The organism is Campylobacter insulaenigrae NCTC 12927 (genome assembly GCF_000816185.1).
GTDB lineage: Bacteria > Campylobacterota > Campylobacteria > Campylobacterales > Campylobacteraceae > Campylobacter_D > Campylobacter_D insulaenigrae.
The window spans coordinates 643,105-654,022 of record NZ_CP007770.1 but is presented as its reverse complement, the minus strand read 5'-3'; the positions used below and the strand labels follow the sequence as shown (position 1 = coordinate 654,022).

Annotated in this window: 9 protein-coding genes; 2 read left to right on the top strand and 7 right to left on the bottom strand. The window is 26.6% G+C overall.

Annotated elements, in window-relative coordinates; genetic code table 11:
• The first annotated feature begins 3 nt into the window (after positions 1–3).
• Positions 4–1,833: a molecular chaperone HtpG gene (htpG, locus tag CINS_RS03400; RefSeq protein ID WP_039649848.1), complete on the top strand. Its 1,830-nt coding sequence runs from the start codon at positions 4–6 to the stop codon at positions 1,831–1,833.
• Positions 1,830–2,156 (top strand): rhodanese-like domain-containing protein, encoded by a 327-nt coding sequence (locus CINS_RS03395; RefSeq protein WP_039649845.1) that lies wholly within the window; start codon positions 1,830–1,832, stop codon positions 2,154–2,156. Before htpG ends, CINS_RS03395 begins: the two co-directional genes overlap by 4 nt.
• A gap of 55 nt (positions 2,157–2,211) precedes the next feature.
• On the opposite strand, the gene mog is transcribed toward CINS_RS03395, so the two are convergent.
• From mog to CINS_RS03360, 7 genes are all read right to left on the bottom strand, one after another.
• Entirely contained in the window at positions 2,212–2,742 is a 531-nt protein-coding gene (gene mog / locus CINS_RS03390; RefSeq protein ID WP_039649842.1) for a molybdopterin adenylyltransferase, read from the bottom strand.
• Between the two features lie 2 nt (positions 2,743–2,744).
• On the bottom strand, positions 2,745–4,343 hold the full coding sequence (locus CINS_RS03385; protein ID WP_039649840.1) for an integral membrane ATP-dependent zinc metallopeptidase: 1,599 nt from the start codon (positions 4,341–4,343) through the stop codon (positions 2,745–2,747).
• Positions 4,333–5,589 (bottom strand): tRNA (N(6)-L-threonylcarbamoyladenosine(37)-C(2))-methylthiotransferase MtaB, encoded by a 1,257-nt coding sequence (gene mtaB / locus CINS_RS03380; RefSeq protein ID WP_039649838.1) that lies wholly within the window; start codon positions 5,587–5,589, stop codon positions 4,333–4,335. Before mtaB ends, CINS_RS03385 begins: the two co-directional genes overlap by 11 nt.
• Positions 5,586–7,118, bottom strand: a complete 1,533-nt coding sequence (locus tag CINS_RS03375) for a mechanosensitive ion channel family protein (protein ID WP_039649837.1) — start codon at positions 7,116–7,118, stop codon at positions 5,586–5,588. Before CINS_RS03375 ends, mtaB begins: the two co-directional genes overlap by 4 nt.
• Complete coding sequence (gene aroB, locus CINS_RS03370; protein ID WP_039649835.1) at positions 7,115–8,167, bottom strand: 3-dehydroquinate synthase; 1,053 nt, start codon at positions 8,165–8,167, stop codon at positions 7,115–7,117. The genes CINS_RS03375 and aroB overlap by 4 nt, the downstream gene beginning before the upstream one ends.
• A 7-nt stretch (positions 8,168–8,174) precedes the next feature.
• Positions 8,175–9,581 (bottom strand): COG3400 family protein, encoded by a 1,407-nt coding sequence (locus CINS_RS03365; protein ID WP_039649833.1) that lies wholly within the window; start codon positions 9,579–9,581, stop codon positions 8,175–8,177.
• A 106-nt stretch (positions 9,582–9,687) separates the two neighbouring features.
• On the bottom strand, positions 9,688–10,911 hold the full coding sequence (locus CINS_RS03360; protein WP_039649831.1) for an MFS transporter: 1,224 nt from the start codon (positions 10,909–10,911) through the stop codon (positions 9,688–9,690).
• Between the last annotated feature and the right edge of the window lie 7 nt (positions 10,912–10,918).

Here is a 10,918-nt window from a genome sequence, read left to right as displayed (position 1 = left end):
AAAATGCAATTTCAAACTGAAGTTAATCAACTTTTACAACTAATGATTCATTCTTTATACTCGAATAAAGAAATTTTTCTAAGAGAACTTATTTCAAATGCAAGTGACGCTTTAGATAAGTTAAGTTATTTAAGTGTTAGTGATGATACATATAAAAAACTAAAATTTGAACCAAAAATTCAAATTCATTTCAATCAAGAGAAAAAAACTTTAAGCATTAGCGATAATGGCATTGGTATGAATAAAGAAGATTTAATTAATCATCTGGGTACTATTGCAAAAAGCGGCACCAAAAGTTTTTTAGAAAATTTAAGTGGTGATGTAAAAAAAGATTCGCAACTAATAGGTCAATTTGGTGTTGGATTTTATTCAGCATTTATGGTGGCTGATAAAATTGAAGTTTTAAGTAAAAAAGCATTAGATGATAAAGCTTATCTTTGGATTTCTGATGCAAATGGATATGAAATCGAAGACTCAACAAAAGAAGAACAAGGTACAACTATCATTTTACATTTAAAAGACGAGGAGTTTTTAAATTCTTATCGTCTAGAAAATATAATTGAAAAATACTCAAATCATATTCAATTTCCAATTTTTATGGAAAAAGAAGAAATTTTACCCTTAGAAGAAGGCGAAAAAGAACCTAAAAAAGAGTTAAAAAATACTCAAATTAATACTGCTAGTGCCCTATGGAGACAAAATAAAGCAAATTTAAAACCTGATGATTATGAAAAATTTTATGAACAAAATTTTCATGACTCCAATAAACCTGTTTTATATATTCATACTAAAGCAGAAGGTTCTATAGAATATAATTCTTTGTTTTTTATTCCTTCTCAAGCTCCATTTGATTTATATAGAGTTGATTATAAAAGTGGTTTGAAGCTTTATGTAAAACGTGTATTTATAAGTGATGATGATAAAGAGTTATTACCAACTTATTTAAGATTTGTACGCGGCATTATCGATGTAGAAGATTTACCGCTAAATGTCAGTCGCGAGATATTACAAGAAAACAAGATTCTAAAAAATGTTCAAGAAGCGAGTGTTAAAAAAATTTTAGCTGAACTTAAAAAATTTAAAGAAAAGAATAAAGAAGCTTATCTGAAATTTTACGAAAATTTTGGAAAAGTACTAAAGGAAGGATTATATGGTTTTGGTGAAAATAAAGATGCAATTGCTAAACTTTTATATTTTAAAAATTCAAACAAAGAAGATTTGATAGATCTTCAAGAATATAAACAAAATCTTTCAGAAGGACAAAATGAAATTTTCTATATTACAGGTAAAAATGAAAAAATTCTAAGAAATTCCCCGCTTCTAGAGAGTTATAAACAAAAAAATATCAATGTTTTATTATTAGATGAAGAAATTGACACTATAGTGATGCCTATGATGAACGAATTTGAAGGATTAAAATTTAGTGCGATTAATCATTTAGCAAACGAAGAAGTGAGCGACGAACAAAAGGCTGAATTTGCTCCATTGCTCATTAAAATTAAAGAAATATTAAAAGATGAAGTTGAAGAAGTAAAATTAAGTCAAAGACTTTCTCAAAGTCCAAGCTGTATTGTATATGATCAAAACAAACCTGATTTTGCTATGCAACAAATTCTTAAACAAATGGGACAAGAGCAACAAGTAAAACCTATATTAGAAATTAATCCTAATCATGAAATATTAAAAGCTCTTGAAGACAACGATAGCTTAATAACTCAAATAGCTCATATACTTTTAAATATGGCAAAATTAAGTGAAGGTATGGGTATCGATAATCCTAGTAATTTCAATGAAGCACTCAACACAATTATCTCAAAGGCTTTAAATAAATGAAAAATATAACTATCTCAAAAGAAATATTAGATAATTATTGTATTGTAGATGTAAGAACTCCTGGAGAATGGGAAAGTGGCACAATAGACAATGCAAAACTTATAATGCTGTGTGATAATAACGGCATTATAAATCAAAATTTTTTAGAAGAATTTAAAAACAATGTCGATTATAAAAACAATAATATAGCTTTCGTATGTGCAACTGGATCAAGAAGCAAACATACAGCTTTGATGGTGGAAGATGCTTTAAATATAGAATGTACCAATCTTGATGGAGGTATGGTAGCTCTTTTATCACAGGGCTATGAAGTTAAAAAATAAATACCATAAAACAAAGCAATCTTAAAAGTTTTAAAACTTTTAAGATTTGCAGTGGTTAAGATTTATTTTTAGGCCTAAAAACTGAAATTTTGTCTTCATTATTTTTAATATAAGATCCACCTATTAAATCGACACAATAAGGTATAGCAGGAAAAATAGGATCTATGCATTCTTTAATCGCTTTAGGATTTCCTGGTAAATTAATAATTAAGGATTTTTTTCTAATCCCCGCACTCTGTCTAGAAAGTATTGCTGTTGGAACATATTCTAGACTTTTTAATCTCATCAGCTCACCAAAACCCGGAAGAATCTTATCGCATACTACTTCAGTTGCTTCAGGTGTAACATCTCGCAATGCAGGACCAGTTCCCCCAGTAGTAAAAATCAAATCGCATTTTATTTCATCTGCTAAATATATTAGTTTCTCAACAATCAAATCATATTCATCAGGAATCAACTCATAATAAAACTTTTTTTCATTTTGTATATAATCATTCAATATTTTTTCAATTTCAATTCCTGACTTATCTTCATAAATACCACTACTGGCTCTATCTGAAAGTACCAATATTCCTATTTTTACCATTTTTACTCCATAATAATTTTCATAACATCATTTTTTTCAATTTTTTCATTTTCCAAAAGAATATCTGCTAATTTATTAATTTTATCTTTCATTAATTCTAAAAATTCTTTCACATTTTGTTTTTGTTCACTTAATAATTTTTCATTCATCATATCAAAATTTTCCATAAAAGCTACAAGTTCTTTTATTTTTAAAAAATCACTTTGAACATTAGTAAAAGTTTCATTGAAAATTAGTTCCATTGCTACACTACCAGCTAAATAAACTTTAATTTTATTTAATAACTCTGATTTTGATTTTATAGTACTTTCAAATTCTTTAAATCTATCTTCAATTAAAGTTATTTTTTCAAATTTTACATCGAAATAAAAAGCACATAAAGCTTTTGCGGCTTGATAAGTTGCTTGAATTTTTTTCTCTTTTTCATTTAAAGAAAAAATTTTTTTCTTCCCTATTAGAACTTTATTTAAAACAGCAAAAAAATCATTTTCTTCTATAAAATCAGACTTTCTTCTTATAGCATTAATCGCAGCTTCATTAACTAAAGTTTCTAACGCAGCACCACTAAAACCGACGCTCAATTTAGCTATTTTTTCTAAATTTACATTAGATTGTTTTTTACTCATATAAGTTTGTAGAATTTTTACCCTGTCTTTAAAATCTGGCAAAGATATAAAAATTCTCCTATCAAAACGTCCTGATCTTAAGAGCGCACTATCCATAAGATCTATTTTATTAGTTGCCGCAATAACTACTACACCATTATTATCTTCAAATCCATCCATTTGAGTCAAAAGTTCATTTAATGTATTGTCCCTTTCAACATTTGAAAAATCGCCTCTACTTTTACCTATAGCATCAATTTCATCAATAAAAATAATACTTGGAGCTTGAGATTTTGCTTTCAAAAAAAGCTCTCTTACTCTTTTTGCACCCATCCCCACGTAAATTTCAACAAAACTAGCGCCACTTTGATAGAAAAATGGTACGCCAGCCTCACCTGCAACTGCTTTAGCAATTAATGTCTTACCTACTCCAGGAGGACCCACTAACAAAACTCCTTTTGGCATTTTAACACCAAAATTTTTGTATTTTTGAGGTTTTTTTAAAAAATCTACAATTTCTAACAATTCCACCTTTGCTTCATCAACTCCAGCAACATCTTCAAATTTTACATCACTAACTACTGCTTGTATTAATCTTTTTTGTTCATTTTTTTCTAAAATATTTTTTTCTAATGAAATTAAATTTTGCCTATCTTTGTTTTTTTTATTTAAAAACAACAAAAAACTTATTAAAAATACAAAAATAAATAAAGTCAAAAATATATCACTTAAACTATAATCATCAGCATATTCTAAAGGAAACTTCTCCCATAAAGAATTTAAATCTACCAAATCTTTAATGATTACATATTTTCCTTCTTCAGTCTTTAATAAGATTTCATTTTGTTTTATAATTACTTTTTGAATCAAATCCTTATTTAAAAGATCTTCATAAAACCCTTTGCTAATGTTCTCTGGCTGATTTTTAATAAAAACTGCAATAAAAAGCACACAAAGCAACAAAAAAGAAATTAAAATAATTTTTTTATTTTTCATCATCAAAACTCACAAAATTATATTCATAATGCCTATCATATTCTTCAAGCAAGATCCATTGTTTTGAAATATCCTGATTTGTCTTAATTTTTATTTTATTAAAAAACTGATCATATCCTTCATAAAATTCATTTTTCTTACTTTCAACTAAAATTTCCAATTTTTCATTTTGTTGCTTTCTAAATTCAAAATTATTTTTGGCAACAATATTTTTTAAAATATTCAATCTCTCCTTGGCAATTTCTCCATTTATTCTTTCATTCATGGAAGCAGAGTAAGTTCCATCACGAGGAGAAAATATAAAAGCATGAATATGAGTTAAATTAAAAAGTTTAAAATTTTTCAAAGCTTCTTCCCAAATTTCTTCACTTTCTCCAGGATGTGCTACTATAAAATCAGTGCCCAAAGCAAATCCTTTTTGACTTAGTTCATTAAATAATGCTAAATCGTTTTCTGTATGAGATCTTCGTCTCATAATACGCAACATTTTTTCATGAGTATGCTGTAAAGCAATGTGTAAATGCTTCTCCAACCAAGGTTCATTTAAAATTTCTTTAAAGCTTTCATCAATTTGTGCAGGTTCTAAACTACCAAGTCTTATTCTTTTAATGCCATTAATTTTTCCAATTTTTTGAAGCAATACACCAAGAGAAATATTTTCCTTTAAGCCATAACTACCTATGTTTGTTCCTGTTAATACTATCTCACTATAACCATTATGAGCTAAAAGCTTTATTTGTTTAACTATCTCTTCGCTTGGCACACTTCTTGATTTTCCTCTCACACTAGGAATGATGCAATAACTACAAGCAAAATCACAACCTTCTTGAATTTTTACAAAAGCTTTAGTGTGGTTTTCATAATCACTAACTATTTTTGTATCAATAAATTTTAAATCTCCTATATCATAAAATTCCTTGTTTTCTGATATAAATTGATTAATCTTACTTTTATTTGAAGCACCCAAAACTCCAAAAATCTCTTTTTTATCAAAAAAATCTTTTCCCTTGCTTACAGCTCCACATCCTGTTAATATAACCTTAACTCCATTTTTTTTGATACTATTAATATAGGCTCTAAGGCCACTATCTGCACCATTTGTAACAGTACAAGAATTAATCACCACAACCTCTGCTTCACTCTCATTTTGCACTATTTCATGATCTTTGATATAAGTTTTTAAAAGTTGAGTGTCATAAATATTTGTTCTACAACCAAAAGTTTTAAAATATACTTTTTTTTTCAAATATTTTCCTTATTATTTATAAATTCATTTTTTGAAACATAAAGATTTTGAGTAGGATATGAAATTTTAATATCATCATGTTTATTAAATTCATTAATAATTTCTTTACTAATATTACTTCTTAAAACTAAAGCCATGTAAGAATTTGTCATATACCAAGCCGAAATTCTCATACCATAACTTTCAAAAAAAGTAAAAAATCTAGGCTCCACTTTAGGATTTCTTATACTATATTCATTTCTCAATTTTGCCATAGATTCTTTTGCTATTTTTGTATAGCCTTTAGAAGCTTTTATAATAATATCTTGCACAATTTCTAGTGCTTTTTGATGATTAGAATCAAAAGTTAAAGTAATATCTAACCCATCCCAGACAGTTTTCATACCATGATGTGTATAGTTTGAAATAAGATTTGTAAAAATAAAATTATTAGGTATAAATATTATCCGGCCACTTCTTCTATTATCCGTGTAGGTAAGCAAAGTAATGTCTTCATATAGAGTAATTCTTAAAAAAGAAATATCTATAATATCTCCTATATACTGATTACCATTTTGGAAAACTCTTATTCTATCACCTACTCTAAAGCTACCACCAAAAACTATAACACACCATCCAAGCATAGACATAAACATATCTTTCATAGCAATAGCTAAACCAGCAGATGCAAAACCCAAAACCGTTATCAAATAGCTAATATTTTCGATATAGCTAAAAAGCAAAATTAAAACTATGACATTAATATTGATAAAATTAATGATTTTATTTGCTGTATAAAACCTATCATCATTGTCTTCTATATATTTTCTTACTATAAATTTAAGTAAAAATGCAATAGCAATAACTATAACAATAGCTAAAACTACATTAAATGCTCTAAGACCTTGCATCTTTATAGAAACAGTAGTTTTATCTATTTCTTCTTGAATTTTTTTCTCATAAACAGAATAAGAAATTTCACCAAAACGCAAAGTCTGAGAAAAATCTCTTATCATTTGATTAGAAGTTGCTAGACGTTCTTGATTTTCTTGAGATGGATTCAATTTTACAAGCTCTGCAATCAAAATATTCTCTTTTACTAGTTCCTCTAAAGTTTGTTTAAAACTATTTAAGATATTAATAAAATCTTCTCTATCTCGCTTTAATTTTTTAATATGAGAATATGCAGCAATAATAGACAATGGATTAGTCAATTTGTCCATTTTTTCTACTTCTTCTGGGGCAAGTATTACTTTTGAAAAATTTGTACTTTTGTATTCATTTAAAAGCTCTAATCTTTCTTTTAAAATCAAAATCTGTCTTTCAAGAATAGTCTTATTGCGCTCATTGGCTTTCAAACTTTCTTTTTCTAGTGAAATAACTTCTTCTTGTGTTTTTTTATAAATATTAAAATTATTATATTTTTCAACCCAGACATTGTAAGACAAATTGTTATGAAGTTGCTCAAGCCTTTGTTTTAAATGTTCGATTTCATCTTGAGATAGTATTGGACCAACTAAAAAAAATAAAAATAATATAATTTTTTTCATAAAAATTCCTCAAGTGTCCTGATTATATCTTTTTTTGCAATATCATTTTTAATACAAGCTTTTCCCAATCCACAAGGTAAAATAAAATTAATTTTTTCATGATGAGTTTTCTTATCTAAAAAAAATGCCTCATAGAATTTTTCTACATCTAAAATTTTATAAAACACTGGTAAATTAAACTTGTTAAGTATTTTTTTCACTCTTTGACATACTTGTGCATCTAATAATCCTAAATTTAAGGCAAGAGTGTTAGCCATATGCATACCAATAGCCACAGCTTCTCCATGTAAATATTTTTTATATTTTGTCTGATTTTCTATCACATGAGCAAAAGTATGACCATAATTTAAAAGCATTCTTAATCCACTTTCTTTTTCGTCCTTAGATACCACCATGGCTTTTAATCTTACGCTTTCTTGTATAATCTGATTTATATTTTGCTCACTATTATTAGAATTTAAAAAATCATTTTCATCTAAATTTTCTATAAAATCTAAAATTTTACCATCAAAAATTACTGCCATTTTTATAAATTCAGCCATTCCTGCTGCCAATTCTCGTGATGATAAAGTCTTTAAATATTCACTTTGACAATATACAGCTTTTGGTTGATAAAAACTACCTATAAGATTTTTCCCAAATTTATTATTAATACCTGTTTTTCCACCAACACTCGCATCAACACATGCAAGCAAAGTGGTTGGAATATTTATAAAATCAATTCCTCTTTGATATATACTGGCCACAAAACCGCCCATATCAGAAATCACTCCGCCACCAAAACTAATCAATAAACTCTTTCTATCAAGTTTATATTGAAACATTTGATTTAAAATTTCTTCTATGGTTTGTAGATTTTTATATTTTTCACCATCTTTTATACTAATAATAAACACTTCCTTAGCGTGAATTTTATGCAATAAATTATCTAGATGTAATTTTGCAACAGTATCATTAGTTAAAATTACTACTTTTGTATCAAAGTATATTTTTTCAAGCTCATCAATATACACAAAATAACTTCTATCTACATCTATTTTTATTTGCATACTATCCTCACAAAGATGGAATAAATAATTGATAATTTTTATTCATTTTATAATACAATGTATTAAGATCTGTTTTAAAGATTTTATTTAGTTTGTTACCTAAAATTTTTTCATTAAAAGGAATAAAATGTAACATATTTTGCCTATATGAAAATTTAGATATAGGATTTCGTTCTTTCTCTTCAATTTGCAAGAGTTTTTCATCGTGTAATTTTGAAAGACTTTCAAAATATTGAATATATTCAAAAAGTTCAGCTTTATTAAGTTTCACAGCATAATAATATAAACTTAAATTTAATTGAATTTGCTTGTTTAAATCTAACATTATAGAAGCAATACCTTCAACATCTTCAAAATTAGAACTAAGAACCACCGAAGATTTTAAATCTGCAAAATCTCCAATTCCGGCTTTTAAAATGGGAATTTTTAAATTAAATAAAAATTCTTTTTCTTTTTCAAAAAGATAATTTTCAATTACAATCAAACCAATATTAGTACTTTCTGTATAGTTTTTAATATTTTTTATATCGATATAATCATAGTCAAAAATAACTTCTACACTATTTTTATTTAAAGACTTAAGTTTATAATACATAGAAGTTAAAGTTGGATTAATTACCCTAAAATAAAGTTTTTTACTATTAATTCTTGTGTGAAATAATAAACTAGCATAAATTAATTTATTTATAGAAAATTCATCCATTTTTTTCATATCAATAATACAAAGTATATTGTCTCCAAACGGAGAAGGAAAGCGCCCTAAACTCGTTTTTACGCTAGAAAAAACACTTTGAAGTGCTTTAGGATCTCCTACAATTAAAATGCTATCATTAGGCATTAAAATAAGTCCAGGTCTAGCTAATATATAATCATTATTTCGATATACCATAACAATTCTAAAACGCTTTTGACTAATAGAACTTACATGCCTATAAGCAAAGCTTGAACCTGCTGAAATTTTTACCTCCATAATTTCACCTTTGCCAAGTCCTATAAATTGAGCCATGGAGGGCATATTGTCCAAACATCCTATTAATCGCGTATTTAAAGTATCGCAAATACTAATGATTTCACAGAAATTATCCTTTATATCTAATCCCCAAAAATCCATCAACACAACATTTAATCTTAAATGAACTTTTCTTAAGTTTTCATAGCATGCCAAAGCATCTTCTTTTTTTTGCATATAAATAATAACTTGATGATATTCTTCATTTAATAAATTTTCAAGCTTAATTAAGCTTGTAGGATCAAATTTATAATAAAAAAATTGCTCATTTTTTAAATTTAAATCAACACTTTCATCATTATAATAAACTATATCTATAATCTCTTCAAAAGTTTTATTATTAAATATCTTATTTACGAATTCTTTAGCGAATAATCCATCAGCTAAAAGTAATATTCTACCCATTAATACCTCTAAAAAATAATACTAAATAAAATTATATCAAAGTTATATAGATTTAAATTCCACTAACAAGATTTAAATCGCATCTAAAATATACATTCATTTTGATCTAAGGAATTAGTTTAAAATTTTTTACTACAAATACACTTAACAAACTTGCTAAAACTACAAAAATAATATACACACTAAAATAATCTTTATATATAAAATTAACAATCAAAGGAGTAATAAAACCTAAAATTGCATAGGAAATATTGTAAGCAAAGGATAAACCACTTGATCTTAATTGTGTGCTAAAAATTTGAGTCATAAAAATCGGGGCAAAAGAAATAATACCTTGAGAAAAACACGTTAACAAATAAAAATAAATAAAATTTTCATCATAAAAACTTAAAAAAAATCCAAAAATTCCAAAAAGCAAACTAAAAATTATACATACTTTAAAAGCACCAAAGATATCGCTTAAAAATCCCTGTATTAATGCTCCTATAATAATGGCAACTATAGCGAAGTTTTGATAATACAAAGCAGTAGTCTTATTTATTTCCAATAAATTCTCAAAATATTGAGGTAATATCATTAAAGTTGCTACACCACTTGTTAGAACTATAGTTTGCAAAGCACAAACAAACATACTAATTTTATGAGTTTTTAAAGCGTTTTTTAAAGGAAAATTTAAAAGAGAATTATTTAGTTGTATATTTTTAAATTCTGGAGTTTCATTTAATTTTGTTCTTAAAAATAAACTCAATATACCAAAAATTCCACCTATAACAAATGGAATCCTCCAAGCAAATTTCTCAACTTCTTCTTTTGTAAAAAATTCATATATAGTTAAAGTAGCAAGACTTCCAAGCAATAAACCTATAGTCAAAGTAGCAGAAATAAAACCTAATGCTAAACCTATCTTTTTTTTACCGACAAATTCACTAACAAAAACCCAAGCACCGCTAACTTCAGCACCTATAGCTAATCCTTGTGTAATTCTGATTAAAAAAAGAATCAAAGTAGCACATAAACCAATACTTTCGTAATTTGGTAAGAATGCCAAAACAAAACTTGGAATGACCATTAAGAGCATGCTAATGTAAAATATATTTTTGCGTCCTTTAATATCTGCAAAATGAGCCATAACAATAGCTCCAAATGGTCGTGCTAAATACCCAGCGCCAAAAGCAATATAAGTGTTAACCAAAGGCCAAAAATCATTATTTTGTGGAAAAAATATCTTCGCAAAAATACTTGCAAAAAAAATAAAAAGCACAAAATCATAAAATTCTAAAATACCACCTAAGGATGCATATATAGTATTTCTTAACGCCTTATTTTGCATAATTTAT

Coding starts and splice junctions, on each gene's coding strand:
- mog (WP_039649842.1), bottom strand. CDS start 2,742: ATGGTAAAAATAGGAATATTGGTACTTTCAGATAGAGCCAGTAGTGGT.
- CINS_RS03385 (WP_039649840.1), bottom strand. CDS start 4,343: ATGAAAAATAAAAAAATTATTTTAATTTCTTTTTTGTTGCTTTGTGTG.
- htpG (WP_039649848.1), top strand. CDS start 4: ATGCAATTTCAAACTGAAGTTAATCAACTTTTACAACTAATGATTCAT.
- CINS_RS03375 (WP_039649837.1), bottom strand. CDS start 7,118: ATGAAAAAAATTATATTATTTTTATTTTTTTTAGTTGGTCCAATACTA.
- CINS_RS03360 (WP_039649831.1), bottom strand. CDS start 10,911: ATGCAAAATAAGGCGTTAAGAAATACTATATATGCATCCTTAGGTGGT.
- CINS_RS03365 (WP_039649833.1), bottom strand. CDS start 9,581: ATGGGTAGAATATTACTTTTAGCTGATGGATTATTCGCTAAAGAATTC.
- CINS_RS03395 (WP_039649845.1), top strand. CDS start 1,830: ATGAAAAATATAACTATCTCAAAAGAAATATTAGATAATTATTGTATT.
- aroB (WP_039649835.1), bottom strand. CDS start 8,167: ATGCAAATAAAAATAGATGTAGATAGAAGTTATTTTGTGTATATTGAT.